This window comes from Nocardia iowensis, from assembly GCF_019222765.1.
Lineage (GTDB): Bacteria > Actinomycetota > Actinomycetes > Mycobacteriales > Mycobacteriaceae > Nocardia > Nocardia iowensis.
The window spans coordinates 3,249,296-3,263,233 of record NZ_CP078145.1; the positions used below are offsets into that span (position 1 = coordinate 3,249,296).

Annotated in this window: 15 protein-coding genes; 9 read left to right on the top strand and 6 right to left on the bottom strand. The window is 65.6% G+C overall.

Features of this window, described 5'->3' with window-relative positions:
- Positions 1 to 9: 9 nt before the first annotated feature.
- Entirely contained in the window at positions 10 to 879 is an 870-nt protein-coding gene (locus KV110_RS14925) for an SDR family oxidoreductase (protein ID WP_218476709.1), read from the top strand.
- A gap of 6 nt (positions 880 to 885) precedes the next feature.
- Here the strand turns inward: KV110_RS14925 and KV110_RS14930 are convergent, their stop codons facing one another.
- A complete protein-coding gene (locus KV110_RS14930) occupies positions 886 to 1,134 on the bottom strand; it encodes a hypothetical protein (protein WP_246634546.1) in 249 nt (82 codons plus the stop codon).
- A 246-nt stretch (positions 1,135 to 1,380) separates the two neighbouring features.
- Here KV110_RS14930 and KV110_RS14935 point away from each other — a divergent pair, with 246 nt between their 5' ends.
- The 3 genes from KV110_RS14935 (at position 1,381) to KV110_RS14945 (ending at position 3,489) form a co-directional block, all read left to right on the top strand.
- Positions 1,381 to 1,809: a VOC family protein gene (locus tag KV110_RS14935; RefSeq protein WP_246634547.1), complete on the top strand. Its 429-nt coding sequence runs from the start codon at positions 1,381 to 1,383 to the stop codon at positions 1,807 to 1,809.
- A gap of 276 nt (positions 1,810 to 2,085) precedes the next feature.
- Entirely contained in the window at positions 2,086 to 2,499 is a 414-nt protein-coding gene (locus KV110_RS14940; RefSeq protein WP_343224180.1) for a DinB family protein, read from the top strand.
- Positions 2,500 to 2,571: 72 nt separating this feature from the next.
- Complete coding sequence (locus KV110_RS14945; protein ID WP_218476711.1) at positions 2,572 to 3,489, top strand: LLM class flavin-dependent oxidoreductase; 918 nt, start codon at positions 2,572 to 2,574, stop codon at positions 3,487 to 3,489.
- 180 nt (positions 3,490 to 3,669) lie between these two features.
- On the opposite strand, the gene KV110_RS14950 is transcribed toward KV110_RS14945, so the two are convergent.
- Entirely contained in the window at positions 3,670 to 4,308 is a 639-nt protein-coding gene (locus tag KV110_RS14950; RefSeq protein WP_218476712.1) for a TetR/AcrR family transcriptional regulator, read from the bottom strand.
- Between the two features lie 930 nt (positions 4,309 to 5,238).
- Here KV110_RS14950 and KV110_RS14955 point away from each other — a divergent pair.
- A complete protein-coding gene (locus tag KV110_RS14955; protein ID WP_246634548.1) occupies positions 5,239 to 5,943 on the top strand; it encodes an alpha/beta fold hydrolase in 705 nt (234 codons plus the stop codon).
- A gap of 9 nt (positions 5,944 to 5,952) precedes the next feature.
- Here KV110_RS14955 and KV110_RS14960 read toward each other — a convergent pair whose 3' ends face one another.
- Positions 5,953 to 6,597 (bottom strand): TetR/AcrR family transcriptional regulator, encoded by a 645-nt coding sequence (locus KV110_RS14960; protein WP_218476714.1) that lies wholly within the window; start codon positions 6,595 to 6,597, stop codon positions 5,953 to 5,955.
- A 151-nt stretch (positions 6,598 to 6,748) separates the two neighbouring features.
- On the opposite strand from KV110_RS14960, the gene KV110_RS14965 reads away from it, so the two are divergent.
- The 3 genes from KV110_RS14965 (at position 6,749) to KV110_RS14975 (ending at position 8,978) form a co-directional block, all read left to right on the top strand.
- Positions 6,749 to 7,405, top strand: coding sequence for an SRPBCC family protein (locus KV110_RS14965; RefSeq protein WP_218476715.1), 657 nt, complete (start codon positions 6,749 to 6,751; stop codon positions 7,403 to 7,405).
- A gap of 33 nt (positions 7,406 to 7,438) precedes the next feature.
- Positions 7,439 to 7,792, top strand: a complete 354-nt coding sequence (locus tag KV110_RS14970) for a hypothetical protein (protein ID WP_218476717.1) — start codon at positions 7,439 to 7,441, stop codon at positions 7,790 to 7,792.
- Between the two features lie 274 nt (positions 7,793 to 8,066).
- A complete protein-coding gene (locus KV110_RS14975) occupies positions 8,067 to 8,978 on the top strand; it encodes a cyclase family protein (RefSeq protein ID WP_246634549.1) in 912 nt (303 codons plus the stop codon).
- Positions 8,979 to 8,994: 16 nt separating this feature from the next.
- Here KV110_RS14975 and KV110_RS14980 read toward each other — a convergent pair whose 3' ends face one another.
- Positions 8,995 to 10,179 (bottom strand): serine hydrolase domain-containing protein, encoded by a 1,185-nt coding sequence (locus KV110_RS14980; RefSeq protein WP_218476720.1) that lies wholly within the window; start codon positions 10,177 to 10,179, stop codon positions 8,995 to 8,997.
- 997 nt (positions 10,180 to 11,176) lie between these two features.
- Between KV110_RS14980 and KV110_RS14985 the strand changes: the two genes are divergently transcribed.
- Positions 11,177 to 11,896, top strand: coding sequence for a hypothetical protein (locus tag KV110_RS14985; RefSeq protein WP_218476721.1), 720 nt, complete (start codon positions 11,177 to 11,179; stop codon positions 11,894 to 11,896).
- Between the two features lie 70 nt (positions 11,897 to 11,966).
- Here the strand turns inward: KV110_RS14985 and KV110_RS14990 are convergent, their stop codons facing one another.
- Positions 11,967 to 12,785: an alpha/beta fold hydrolase gene (locus KV110_RS14990; protein WP_218476722.1), complete on the bottom strand. Its 819-nt coding sequence runs from the start codon at positions 12,783 to 12,785 to the stop codon at positions 11,967 to 11,969.
- A gap of 152 nt (positions 12,786 to 12,937) precedes the next feature.
- Positions 12,938 to 13,906 carry an Lrp/AsnC family transcriptional regulator gene (locus KV110_RS14995; protein WP_218476723.1) on the bottom strand — a complete coding sequence of 323 codons (969 nt, stop codon included), beginning with the start codon at positions 13,904 to 13,906 and terminating at the stop codon, positions 12,938 to 12,940.
- Positions 13,907 to 13,938 lie beyond the last annotated feature (32 nt).

The following is a 13,938-nucleotide window of genomic DNA, read 5'->3' on the forward strand; positions in this document are numbered from 1 at the left end:
GGAATGGATATGGAACTGCACTCCGGACAGGTCGCAGTGGTGACCGGTGCCGCCAGTGGGATCGGCCGAGCGGTGGCGCAGGCACTATGCACGCGCGGGATACGAGTAGTTCTCGCCGACATCGACGGCGACGCGGTAGCGAAAGTCGCCGCCGAGATCGGGCCCGACACCATCGCGGTACCAACGGATGTCGCCGATCCGGCCCAGGTGCAGCGGCTGGCCGAGGCCACTCTGGAGCACTTCGGCCGGGTCGATCTGGTGTTCAACAACGCCGGAATGGGCGTGGGTGGGCCGATCTGGCTGGTGGAACCTGAAGACTGGCAACGGGTCTGGTCGGTCAATGTGCAGGGTGTGGTCAACGGGATGCGCGCCTTCGTCCCGCACCTTATCGCGGCAGGGCGGGGCCACGTCGTCAACACTTCATCCCTAGCGGGCGTCACCACCGGCATGTTCAACGGGCCGTACACCGCGAGTAAGCACGCGGTGGTCTCGTTGACGGAGGCGCTCCACGGCGAACTGAGCGTATTGGCGCCCGGGATCGGCGTCACCGTGGTGTGTCCGGGGCCGGTCGATACGCCGATGCTGCGCGGCGCTATCGATGGCATCGGATCAGTACTCGGCGAAGCCGATTCCGTTCCGCCGCAGCCCGACGAGGGCTGGTTCGGCTCGCTCACCGCCGAACAATGGGAGCGGTTCGCCCCCGCGCTCGGCGCGATCACCCAGTTGGCGGACGAGGCCATGCCAGCCGACCGTGCCGCGGAGATCATTCTGTCCGCGGTCGAGGCGGACCGGCTCTACGTCACCACCCATCCGCACTGGGCGACCCACGCCAGCGATCGAGTCGCGAAGATCGTGGCCGACATGCAGGCATCCGAATAGCCGGGGTTATTGCGCATCCACGGCGAGTGTCCCGAACCGAGTGACATTCGCGTGGTTGTGCCCGTCGGCGCTGGTGATCACGACCTCGGAGGGATTGGTAAGGGCAATGCAACAGTAGTTGTCACGATCTTGCTGAACACTGATGGACAGCAGGCGCCGATCAGTGGCCTGCTGCCACTCTTCCATGCAGTCGTACAACCCGCGCATGGAGGGATTTTCGAAGTAGACGAGATTGCGCTTGTTCATGTCCGACATGAGACCGGTCTCCATTCGTGTCATGGGGGAGGCCGCGACGCCAACCCTTATGTCCATCGTAGACGACCCGAAAGTCGCTCTAACGCAATACGTTTCGGACGTTTGGTCGGATGGCGCACGCGCGAGGGACCCACTTCGGACCAAGGTCGGCCCGATGCACACAGCGGAAGTCGACCCGCTCCCCCGATCTCGTGTGGCCGTGTGATCGAGTGTGTCCGGTGATGCCAGAATCAGTGGGCTGTGGTAATGATGGCAGGAAGCGGCCCTCGATGGGCGGGCCATGAGTTCGGGGGAGCTATGACAGCGATAGCCAAGTTCGGTGCGATTTCGCTCGACAGCAAGGATCCGCACCACCTCAGCCAGTTCTACCGTGCGTTGCTGGATTTCGAGGTTCGGTACGAATCCGAGGAACTGGTTATGCTTCAGGGCTCGGGGGTGATGCTGACGGTCGAGCGAGTGGTCGACCACAGGCCCCCGGATTGGCCCGGCAACGAGGTGCCCAAGCAGATGCATCTCGATCTCTTCGTCACCGATCTGGATATCGCCGAGCGAGCGGCGATCGAGTGCGGCGCGACCAAGGCCGAATTTCAGCCGTCCCCCGATCGCTGGCGGGTGCTCATCGACCCTTCAGGGCACCCCTTCTGCCTGACTCACTCACCTGATACGTATGAGTGAGTCGCTGTTCGCCCATCGCGCAGTCCCGCCGTCACCCCTCATAGGCTGAATCGCGCTGGCGGCCAACACGTTACGCGGTCCGGCATGCTGCTGCCTGGGAACCGATCGACCGAATGTTCGACAGACGAGGCAGATCCTCGGCCAAGCGTGAGCCGTACCGGCCCGGCATGATTGCCGCATGGAGTCCAGCCAGCGAAGCGAACCACCCCAAGTGGCCGGCGAGCGCGAGACGCTCACCGGCTTTCTCCAATTCCAGCGAGACACGTTGGCCTGGAAGTGTTCGGGCTCACCGCGGAACAGCTGCGGCGGCAGGCCGTGCCGCCTTCGAAGCTCTCGCTCCTCGGGTTGGTCCGCCATCTGACCGATGTAGAACGCACCTGGTTCACCCGTGTCTTCGAAGGTGTGGAAGCGCCGGCACTGTACTGGCGGGAGGACCCCGCTGAAGACACCGACTTCATTGTCGGGAATGCCGACCCCGACGAGTCGATGCGGTTGTGGCGCAACGAATGTGCGCACTCCAGGAAGATCGTGGATGCTGGCAAGTCGCTCGACAGCGTCGGCGTCCGGCACCCGAGTGGCGAGACCTACACCCTTCGGTGGATCCTCACGCACATGGTCGAGGAGTACGCCCGCCACAACGGACACGCGGATCTGCTTCGTGAGAGCATCGACGGCCGAACCGGCGAATAGGCGCGGGCCGACCAGACTTGACCTCGAGTGCCGTTGAGCTTCGACAATGAGGCGACAGCGGAAGGAATGGTCATGACACAACCGAAAATCGGTGTCGCGCTGCCCACCATGGACGACATCACCCCGTTGGGCCCGACCGGCGTCGCACGAGCCGCGCGGTACGCCGAAGCAATCGGAGTCGACGCCCTAGGCGTGGCGGATGTCCTTCTCGGCGACGGCTCCGTTTCCCTCGAACCCGTCGTCGTACTGGCCACCGCCGCGGCGGTTACCGAACGGGTGGCACTCGACTTCGGCGTGCTCTCGGTGCCGACCCGGCCGTTGGCGATGCTCGCCGCGCAGGTGCACACATTGCAGTACCTGTCCGGCAACAGGATTCGACTCGGCCTCGGCATCGGCGGTTTCCCCGGCTCGCCGTTCTGGCAGGCGCTGGACGCACCCGAGCGCGGTCGCGGACGGCTCCTCGACACCGCGTTGGACCTGCTGCCGTCGCTGCTCGCAGGCAAACCCACAGCATTACCCGACGCGGCCGCCCTCACCTTCGCCCCCGCCGTGGCGGTGCCGCCCCTTCTGGTCGGCTGCGGCACTGGCGAGCCGCTGCTGCGACGCATCGCCACCCGCGCGGACGGCTGGCTGGCGTCGGCCCTTACCCCGGACGAGCTCCGAACCGTGGTGACTCGACTGCGTGAACTCGCCGCCGAGGCCGGACGCCCAGCGCCGCGTATCCACGTCGGCCTGCACTCCGTCCTCGGTACTCAGCCGGAAGACGACGAGGATCGCACCGAAATGAACCGCGTGGTCGGCGAATTCTTCGGCATGCCCGAGAAACACGTCGAAGCCGTCACCATCACAGGCACCCCCGAGCAAGCCGCCGCCCGCCTCACCGAATACGCACAAGCGGGCGCGGACCAGATCGCGCTCGGCTTCAACAGCCGCGACTACTTCTGCCAACTAGATCTCCTCGGCGACGCCCTCGCACTACTCCCGCACTGACTCGGACGCGCACTTCGCCTGGTGCGGAACGGATCTGGAACCAGACAAATCCGCAAGTGCCCCTGATGCACGTGGATGCCAGCCATCTGTCAGACGGCAAAGCAATGGTCCGGAACAACACGTTGTTGGACGTTGGTGCTATCGGCGTCACCCACGGCTATCCGTATGGAGCAGCCCGCCTCAACGACGGCTCTTCGATTTCGGTTGACGGGGGTTCTGTTGTGCCGGTTCGGTTCCGAGCGCGAGGTGGAGCTGGCGGGCCCACCAGTGCACGTGCGTGGTCGAGTCGTTTGCCGCGGTGCCGGTGAGGCCGGCGCTGCGCCGGAAGTCGCTGCCGTAGAGGGCTTCTGTTGCCATCGCTTGGTGGAGGGCGGCGACCGCGTGTCGCGTTTCGTCGATGGAGCTACCTGGTGGCCGAAGGCGGTGGAGGGCGTCGACGACGGGATCGAGCATGCCGCTGCCCGGGTCGTGCCAACCCGCGGCTCGCAATGCCACTGCTAGTTCTCCGTAGCCGCGCCGGTACAAGGCCTCTAGAGACTCGACGAGCTCGAGGAGGTCGGCGCCGTGGTCCAGCCACGCTGCGAGGACGTCTTGCAGCGCGGTTCGGAGCTGGCGTCCGCCGTGTCGAAGGAGTTCCGCGAGCAGCTTCTCGCGATTGCCGAAATGGTGCGTGACGCCGGCGTCGGTCATGCCGACCCGCGCGGCCACCGCGCGGACCTGCACCGCGGCGACACCGCCCTCGGCAAGCAGCGAAGCGGCAGCGTCGAGGATCAACCGGCGTGCCTCGTCCGGCGGCCTTCGCACTCTCGGGGTGGTCATCATCGGTATCCTACCTTGACACACCAAGGTCACTCTCCGTAATCTACCTTGGCAGGCCAAGGTAGAGCGAAGTGCGAACGTCCCAGGTCGAAATCACAGTGTCGTGGGGGAAGTTCGCCGAGCGGGAGTTGGAGCACCTTGCCTCCCAGCAGTCCAACATCCTGCATTGCCGCTGCCGTTAACAGGAAAGACCGCCGCCTGTCGTATGGGAGGTGGGTGACCGGCTCACTGGAGGGGAGAGCCGGTCATCCGCCCTCCTGCGAAATTTCCGAATTGCGCTGTCTCCCAAAGCCCGTCGATGTCGCCGCGGCGCTAGCGGTGAGATGCGCGACCGTCGAGCGCTACCGCGGACGGTTCTGCTTCAGTGGCAAGCCACCTGTCACGGCCTGCGGCTGAACCCCGAGCGAGAAGCGTTGCGGTGCAGGGGATTCTAGGGATCGCCGTGCAGCAGAGCGTTGCTCGGAGTTCGAATCAGACGGTCCACCAGGCTGTTCAGCTCGTTTCGCACGCCGGACGGCAGTGCTGTAGCACCAGCACGCGCGAGCCAGGATCGGTATCGAGAAGCATCGGCGCCACGGGCGGATCGACCCTGGACGCGAGCTGCAGGGCAGCCACCTCGGGGCATACCCATCGCTGTCTTCCGGGCCGCCGACGAGCTGCTTGACCACCACAGGCGTACCGGACAGCTCGGCCCGCCATACTCGTGATCGCGGACTGCTGCCCAGTCCGCGAACCCGTCGTGGCGTACCCAGTTCAGCCCTGAGTTTTTCCCCGAACGGCAACGGTGACCACACGGGCTGATCCTTCCATGCGCGTGAACGCTATTGTCGGCGAAGCCAGTTGGTGGCCGGTCGCTGTTGGTCAGCGAGGGCCCCGAGGCGTTGGCCCTGTCAGGCGCGCTCGATTTCGCCAGCAGCAGGAGGAGGTGGAATGCGATCGATAATGGTGCGGGCCGATGACGGAACCTTGCTGCATGTCGGTGTCACCGGCCATGGCCCGGACGTCGTCGTTCTGTCCGGTGGACCCGGCTGTGTCCATTACCTCGAGGATGACGGGCTGGCGCCTCGCGGGATGCGGGCGTGGTACCCGGAGCCCAGGGGTGTCGGACGCTCGGCGGGCGGGCCACACGACCTCGGTCAGGCAGTCGCCGATCTCGAATCGGTGCGGCGAGCCGGAGGTATCGACAGCTGGGTAGTGCTCGGCCATTCCTGGGGCTCCGACCTCGCGGTGCGTTACGCGCTCGATCATCCCGACCGTGTCGGATCCGTGGTCGGTGTCGCCGGGCACGGACTGCACAAGGACTGCACGTGGTCTCAGACGTATGAGTCCTTGCGGCATCTGGAAGCCGACATCGAGATCCGCTGGGAACCGGACGTGCACGCCGCACTGGGCGCGTCGTTCGTCCAGTGGATTCACGAACCCGACGTGCTCCGCCGACTGGCCGACTCCACTGTCGTAATGAGATTCATTGCGCCGCAAGACGACATCCGCCCGTCCTGGCCACTGCGGCAACTCGCCGCCTTGGTCCCGCACGGCACGTTCGAGGAGCTGCCCGGCGTTGCCCACAACCTGTGGTCAACCGATCCGGACGTGTGGGTCGATCTCGTCACCAGAGCTTGTCGCGCACACACATGATCAGCGCCGTCAGTGCGTCAGCAGGGTGTTCACTTCGTCGGCGAACAGCAGGGCAGGATCGAACTTCATTCCGGTGAAGTGGCCGGCGAGTTCGAGGGAGAGGACGCCGTGGACTCGGGTCCAGAAGGACACGGCGCGGTGCAGGGTCGCGGCGGGCACTGTGTGGCCCTGAGCCCAGTTGCGGTGTTCTTCCAGGTGCGTGTCGAACGGCGTCGGCGGCTGGTTCACGGGCAGCGCGGAGAACGCCTCGATCAGCACCGTCATGATTTCCGATGAGATCTCAGTGGTGTCGTCGGGTGCTTGGTAGCCGGGGACGGGTGTGCCGTAGATGAGGAAGTATCGCTGGGGGTCGTGCAGTGCCCACTCCCGCACGGTGTAGGCCAGGCCGGTCACGTCGGCACCGGAGTCGACCGCGGCCCGGACGGCGTCGGCGAGACTGCGGTAGGCGTCGCGGATGAGTTCGGTGATCAGCTCGTCGCGACTGGCGAAGTACCAGTACAGCGCTGGGCCGCTCATGCCAACGCGTTTGGCGATCTTATTGAGCGACAACGCGGACACTCCCGCCGTGGCGATCTGCTCCCAGGCGTGCTGCTTGATCTCCGCGCGTACTTGGGCCCGATAGCGCTCCCGCGAACCTGTGCCGCCGGTGCTCATCGTCAATCGCCTCCTTCCAGGCTCTGGGAAATGTTTAGAGCCTATCACTATCTCTAGTGGCCCTCAGAATCTCTATTGACACTCAAGCGAGTCAGTTATAGGTTCTAAATAAATCGAATGGCTCTAGTTCGAGCCAAGAAGGAGAGCAAAGATGTCCAACCCGCAGATCCGCCGCCAAACTCGCGTCCGCACCGCCCTGTTCCTGGTCCCGCTGGCAGCCGCATTCGCATTGACTGCCTGTAGCAGCGACGAGAGCGACACCGGCAGGGCAGAGCCAAGTCAGCAGACAGCGGCTCACCCCGCTTCGCTGACCTGCGGCGGTCTCGGCATCGACGACGCCAAGATCCGGTACCGCACCGAAACGTTGATCAAGGCGCCGCTGCGCGCTATCTGGGAATTGCAGACCGGCGTGGAGCGCTGGCCCGCGTGGCAGCAGCCCGTTACCAGCATCAAGCGCCTGGATCAGGGTCCACTGCGGGAAGGCTCGCGGTTTCAATGGACGACGCCGGCGCCCGCTACTGCCACAACCCCCGCCACCACCCTGGTGATCACTTCCTCCGTCCAGCAAGTACAGCCCGACAACTGCATTCGCTGGAGCGGGCCCGCGGTCGGCGACGGACTCGGCATCGACAACGGCGTCCACGTGTGGACCTTCACCGAGGTCGACGGCGGTGTGCTGGTGCGCACCGAGGAGAACTGGTCCGGCGCACAGGTCGAAGCGGACGTACCCACCTCCACCGCGTTCCTCGGAGCGGGACTCGAGGCCTGGCTGAAGGACCTGAAGGCCGCCGCCGAAGCCCGCCCCTGAAGCCCTGCGACAACAACCTCAGGAAGAGGAAACGTGTCCGACACGACGCCGCACCGCAGCGCCCGAACCATTTCGCTGCCCGTCACCGTCTCGGCTTGGGCTATGCCCGTGCTCATCATCGGGCAGTCCGCCATGGTGGCCATCGTTCCGGTGGTCATCACGCTGATCGGCACCCTGCGCGGCACTCGCCGGCGCGCACTGCGCTGGTGGGCCGTCGCCCTTGCCGCGGCCTACGCCATTCCACTCATCCTCTGGGCAATCGGACCCGAGCGCGCTCCCAGTCTCTCGAAGGACATGCACCCGCTCCTCGCCGCGCTCATCGTCGCCGTCGCCATCGGCTACCAGGTCGTGCGCTTGCGTTCCCGAGCTTCGCAAGCCCGTGGATAGTCAACGACCACAGCGAGATTCGTGCCGCCCCGCCACCACAACCTCCGCCGCGCCGACATGGCGGCCGCGCGCCGACATGACGGCCGCCGCGCCGACATGACGGCCGCCGCGCCGACATAACCGCCACCGCGCCGCCCCGCACGTCCCCTGCCGCCCCCCACGACCGCCGTGGTGACCACGGGTCTGGTCATCGGATAGGCGAAAACTACCGATGCGACCCATCCGCCCCACCGCGACGCTGGTGTCCGGCCGATCACTACCGAAGGAGACAACAGTGTCCGCCATCCACCCCGACCGTCAGTCCGCCGCCGAAAGGCAGGACGATGAGCTGCCGAGCAACTGGGGAAGGTGGGGCAACGACGACGAATTGGGCACTTTGAACCTGATCACGGACGAGGTACGCGAGCGGGCCGCGCGCGAGGTACGCACCGGTCGTTCGGTGTCGTTGGCCGTACCTGTCCACCCGGCGCCGGTGTTCAGCGGCCCCTTCGCGCCGCAGACTGCTGAGGTGTCGCCGGTTCAGCAGATCATGGCGTACACCGGAAACCCGCCGCTCGCGAACGCGGACGTCATGCTGGTCACCAATCACCACACCATGTCGACGCACCTGGACGCGTTGGCGCACATCACCGTTGACGGGCGGGTGTATCCGGGGCGCCCGGCGAACGAGAGCGTCACCATGGGCGGAGTCCAGCACGGTTCGACCACGGCTTTCGCTGCCGGGATCGTGACCAGGGGTGTGTTGCTCGATCTCGCGGTCGACGGCCCGGTGCCCGTGGATCACGCGGTCACGTCGCAGGATCTCGACGCCGCGGAGAAACGCCACGGCGTCCGGGTCGAGTCCGGCGACGCACTGGTCGCGCGGTTCGGCTGGGTGGCGACGCGTTATCGCGGTAACCCGATGCCGGGCATGAGCATTGACGCGCTGCGCTGGATGCACGATCGCGGCGTATCGGTGTACGCCGGTGATCTCGCGGATGCCCATCCGCCGCAGCCGGGCGGTCCTCCGGCTATGCACGGGGTGGGTCTGCCGCGGCTGGGCATGCCGCTGATCGACGCCGTGGACGCCGACGAACTCGCCGCCGCCTGCGCGGAGCTCGGTCGCTACAGCTTCTTGTTCGTGGCCGCGCCACCCCGCATTCATGGCATGACTGGAGTTCCGGTCAACCCGGTGGCGATCTTCTGATCGGACTAACCGATGTTCAGGTCGTTGAGCAGAGGGCGACGTCGACGACTTTCATGACATCGTCTGCGGCCCTGTCGGTCTTGGGGACCTGATTGACGCTCACCGTGACCGAGCGGCCGTCGCTGGTGACGTCGCCGCGGGTCTGGAAACCGTCGATGTCGCCACCGTGGCCCCAACTGTCTTTGCCGCACGGCAGTCGGCGGTGGATCAGCCCGAGCCCGTAGCCGACCGGCGGTCCCGGATCCGCTGTGGGGACAGTACGTTTCATCTCCGTCAGCTGCGCGGGCGGCAGCAGCTTTCCGTCCAGGAGCGCGATGAAGAAGCGGTTGAGGTCCGCGCCGGTACCGACCATCGCTCCCGCCGCACCAGCCGAGGACACGTTCTGGCTGGTGTAGTCGACCCGTTTGCCGCCGATCTCGCTGTAGCCGAGGGGATGTGGACCGCGGATGTCGGTTTCGTCGGGGCCGGGATAGTAGGTGTCGCGTAAGCCGAGCGGTTCGATGATGCGGCGGGTGATCTCCGCGCCGACCGAGCTTGCGGTGATATTTTCGATCACCATTCCCGCGAGGGCGTAGTTGGTGTTGGAATATGCCCACTGGGTTCCGGGTTCGAAATCGGCGGGTGCGGTCATGGCATTGCGCACTACTTCGGTCATATTCACGGTCTGCCACCGCGCAGGTTCGCTCGTGTAGTCGATTTGACCCGCTTGGGGTGGCGCCCCGAGCTCTGCCGCGTAGTCCGGCAGTCCGCTGGTGTGCTGCAACAGATTTCGGATAGTGATCCGGTTTCCGTCGATGCTCGGCCCACGAACTACGCCCGGCAGATACCGTTCCACCGGTGCATCCAATTCGACCTTGCCCTCGGCCGTCAACTGCAGCATGACCGTCGCCACAAAGGTCTTGGTGTTGCTGGCAATCCGGACTCGGGCGTCGTCCGGGAAGGGAGTGCCGCGTTCGAGGTCGCCTACTCCCGCGGATGCGGTCCAGACCCGGCCGTGATCGGTGACAACGACTTGCGCGCCGGGCAATTGGTGCTCTGAGATCAACTGGCTAAGGGCCTCAGTGACTTTCGCGCGTCCGGCTTCGGCGGCGCTCGGCTCGGTCCGATCGGTTCCTGTGGAACTACAAGACGCCGCCATGATGGTTATCAATGCTCCGCTTACCACCGCGGCCAACAATCGATCGAAATGTGGCAACGCCATGTCGGTCCTTCCGGTCAGTGAGTGCGTCGTTCAGAGCGCCTGCGGGCCTGCCCGGTTCGGCTGAAGGCCGATAGACGGTGGTTCCGCATCGCCGGGATCGGCTGTGTGGCAACCGAGTTGGCCCGCCGACCTCGAGACCAGGGGAGGGGAGTTGCAGCCTGGCGGGCAAGAACCGAGACCGGCGGACCTATTCGGCGATCAACCGATCCAACCCGAGGCAGGGGTGGCCGTCCCGTCCGGTAATCGCCTGTCTCCGACGGTAGGGGGCAGCGAGGGATCAGGGATATCCCCCAACGAGCTGATCTTTTCAGCTGATCGGCTGGACTCGAAGCCGCCGGGCTGCCGGTGCTGCGCTCACCGCCTGACGGGCTGAACGTGGTCGGCCAGCTGGCGAGAACGCAACGCGCGCAAGGACTGGGGATCACCAGTTTCGAAGCCTGGGCGCAAAAGAATATGCGCGTCAGCATCACCCGGCTGCGGACATCCGCCCGCGCTGACCTCGGTGATGCCGTCCTGGCGGCCCGGTATCGCGGCCCGGTAGATAAATGTTACAAGCATATCGAATTCGTTGGTCGGTTATTGGTTGCATAGTAATCAGCGCTAAAAGGGGGTATGCTGAGTTCACTGCTCAGTCTAGGCAACATCATCAGTGTTTCCATTGCTGGCAGATGAGTCAAAGCAAGGGTGACTATTCACGAACCGCAGACGATCGCCGCTGTAGGAACTCCGTAAGTGCTTCGGCAGCAACGGATTTCGTAGATAGCCCAGACGTCACCGGTGATAACACCCACCCCTGAATCTCATTCCCCATCGCTGACGAAAACGGCGAAGTAATTGACTTGTCGATTAATCGACGAGCCGGTGAATACGCCGTGGCGCGAGGCGTACTCACATTCCTCTGTGTCGAATCGGAGGCATAACATCGCGCGCCGTCTCGGCCGGTGCCGATACATCGGCCTCAGCGCATCAGCGCTTCAGCCAAAAATGGAGTACGACCATGAATACAACTCTCACTACACGCACACGCATCGCGGCCCTCCTGGGCGGCCTGGTCTTGACCACCGGCACGATGGTCGCCATGACGCCACCGGCATTCGCGGCCGCCTGCGTCACTGTCCACGGCTCCAACGGCGCCCCGGGTACCCCAACCGTCCCGGCAGGCGGCGCAGGCGGCAACGGGAGCCCCGGCGCCAAGAACTGTCCCGGCGGCAACGGTGGTAACGGCGGCGCCGGCTACGGCGGCGGAGCCGGTGGCGCGGGCGGTAACGGCGGCGCCGGCGGGCTCGGCGTCTCGGGCGCAGGCGGCGCCGGTGGCACCGGCGGGGTCGGCGGACCGGTCGGTGGCTCAGGCGGAGCCGGTGGCGCGGGCGGTAACGGCGGCAACGGCGCTACCAACGGCTCAGGCACTGCGGGCGCTCCCGGCGGGGCGGGCGGACTCGGCGGTAACGCTATCGCCGTCGATACCGGCGGTGCGGGCGGGCGTGCGGGCAACGGCGGCAACGCCTCCGGCGCTCACAACAACGGTGGCGCGGGCGCACGCGGCGGCAACGGCGGCAGCGGATCCGTCGGGACCGGCGGCGCGGGCGGCAACGGCGGCAACGGCGGTGCCAAGACCGGTAACGGCGTTATCGGTGCTTGCGGCCCCGGCGGCATCGGCGGACCGGGCCTGGTCGCAGGCGCTCCCGGCAGCGGCGGCACCGGCACCGGCACCTGCTGAGAAGGGTTCCCGCAACTGAATACAGCGAGCCACACAGCGCGATTGCGCCGTGTGGCTCGCTCAACGACGTTCAGGCCTTGATGAACTCGAGCAGGTCGGCGTTCAACTGGGCCGCGTGCGTGATCATGATGCCGTGCCCGGTGGCCGGATACTCCTTGTAGACGCAGTCCGCGAGCAGATCTTTGGTGACGCGTCCGCAGAGCTCGATGGGCGCCGAGGCGTCGGCATCGCCGTGAATCACCAGTGTCGGCAACGTGATCGCGCATAGCTCATCGCGCAGATCGGCGGTGTAGACGGTGTTCATGATCTCGTCGGCCGCCAACAGCGAACAGTCCATGCATTTCTGGACCATCCACGCGATGCGCGCCGAGGACACCTGGTTACCGAGGTGAGTGGCGAAGAATGCCTGTGCGTTCTGTTCCATCCACAATGGTCGATCGGCTGCCCTCGCCACATTCACGGCCTCGAAGACCGGCTGCGGAATGCCATTCGGATTGTCCTCGGCGTGGGCGAGATACGGCGCGGTCGCCGAAACCAGCGCAATGCGCGCGATCCGATCATTGCCGTGGCGAGTCAGATAGCGAATGAGTTCGCCACCGGCCATCGAGTGCGCGACCACGGTGACCCCGCGCAAGTCGAGATGGGTCAGGAACGCGGCCAAGTCGTCGGCCAGCGAATCGTAGTCGTAGCCGTGCCCTACCCAGTCCGATTTGCCGTGCCCGCGCCGGTCGTAGGATAAGCAGCGCAGTCCGGCGCGGGTCAGCGGGAGCATCTGCAGTTCCCACGAGGTACTGCTCAGCCACCCGCCGGCCAGGAACAGCACCGGCTTCCCGCTACCCCAATCCTGATAGTGCAGCGTGGTGCCGTCGTGCGAGCTGAAGTATGGCATCTGATCTCTCCAATCATCCTGTGCCTGACCATCATCGAAGATGCACGATCATGAAGTCGATTACCTGACAGGTAAGGAGACATGTTCGATGCAACCAGGATTCGACAGATATTGCAGACGTGCGGACGGCGCAGAGCGATTGCTTCCCTGGGTCAGCGCAGGAGGTGGCCTAGGCGTTTGAACGTGCGTAGGACGGGTGTCGTTTCCAGGTGGGTGATGGCGGGTAGGGCGGCGACCTGGTTGGTGAGGTAGCGGTAGATCTCGTGGGAGTCCTTGCAGACCAAGGTCGCTGTCAGGTTGGTGGTGCCGGAGGTGGCGGCGACGAAGACGATGCCGGGGTGGGCGGCCAGTGCTGTTCCTGTCGCCTCGAGTTGGGCGGGCGAGACTGCGGCCCACAGTCGGGTTTCGGCTGTGTAGCCGAGGTAGGCGAGGTCGAACTCGGTGTAGAAGTGCAGGGCGCCGGTGGCGCGCAGCTGGTCGATCCGGCGGCGGACCGTGGACACCGACCACCCGGTGGCGGTGGCCAGGTCGGCGAGGCCGATTCGGCCGTCGGTCGCGAGTACGTCGAGCAGGCGCTGGTCGTCGGGGTCGCAGTGCGGGAGGTCGGCGCCGGTGATGTTGGGGTCCGAGCCGAGTAGTTGTGCGTTGGCCCGCGGCAGAGCGTCGAGTAGGCGGATCCGCCCGGGCGAACCGTAGAAGGTGTGCAGTAGGGAGTAGGCGGCGACGTCGAGTACCCGGCCGGTGCGTGGCAGGCGATCCAGGAGTAGTTCGGTGCTTTCCTCGGCCGCGCGTGCGCGGGTAATGCATTGCACCTCGGTGCCATTGGAGACGATCTGCACCCAGGCGGTGTCCGGGCGGCGCGCGAGTGCGGTGGCGACGGTAGGTGCGGCACCGGGGGCACAGCGCAGCCGCAGCACCCAACGGCCATGACCGTAATGGTTGGCGGGCGGCACGCCGACGACGCGTACCCGGTCGGCCGAACGGAGTCTTCGGTATCGACGCGCCACGGTCTGGTCCGAGACGCCGAGTACCTCGGCGAGCCGGCTGAACGAGGCACGGCCGTCGAGTTGCAGCGCCTGTATCAGCTGCTGGTCGAGCTGATCGGCGACGTCGATTTCCACTCAGAGAAACCTAGTCCATGTCGAATCAGCGT

What these genes read in the sequence shown, in the direction of transcription:
- KV110_RS14980 (WP_218476720.1), bottom strand. Translation starts at nt 10,179, where the DNA reads ATGGCGTTGCCACATTTCGATCGATTGTTGGCCGCGGTGGTAAGCGGA.
- KV110_RS14945 (WP_218476711.1), top strand. Translation starts at nt 2,572, where the DNA reads ATGACACAACCGAAAATCGGTGTCGCGCTGCCCACCATGGACGACATC.
- KV110_RS14960 (WP_218476714.1), bottom strand. Translation starts at nt 6,597, where the DNA reads ATGAGCACCGGCGGCACAGGTTCGCGGGAGCGCTATCGGGCCCAAGTA.
- KV110_RS14955 (WP_246634548.1), top strand. Translation starts at nt 5,239, where the DNA reads ATGCGATCGATAATGGTGCGGGCCGATGACGGAACCTTGCTGCATGTC.
- KV110_RS14930 (WP_246634546.1), bottom strand. Translation starts at nt 1,134, where the DNA reads ATGTCGGACATGAACAAGCGCAATCTCGTCTACTTCGAAAATCCCTCC.
- KV110_RS14990 (WP_218476722.1), bottom strand. Translation starts at nt 12,785, where the DNA reads ATGCCATACTTCAGCTCGCACGACGGCACCACGCTGCACTATCAGGAT.
- KV110_RS14935 (WP_246634547.1), top strand. Translation starts at nt 1,381, where the DNA reads ATGATGGCAGGAAGCGGCCCTCGATGGGCGGGCCATGAGTTCGGGGGA.
- KV110_RS14985 (WP_218476721.1), top strand. Translation starts at nt 11,177, where the DNA reads ATGAATACAACTCTCACTACACGCACACGCATCGCGGCCCTCCTGGGC.
- KV110_RS14965 (WP_218476715.1), top strand. Translation starts at nt 6,749, where the DNA reads ATGTCCAACCCGCAGATCCGCCGCCAAACTCGCGTCCGCACCGCCCTG.
- KV110_RS14950 (WP_218476712.1), bottom strand. Translation starts at nt 4,308, where the DNA reads ATGACCACCCCGAGAGTGCGAAGGCCGCCGGACGAGGCACGCCGGTTG.
- KV110_RS14925 (WP_218476709.1), top strand. Translation starts at nt 10, where the DNA reads ATGGAACTGCACTCCGGACAGGTCGCAGTGGTGACCGGTGCCGCCAGT.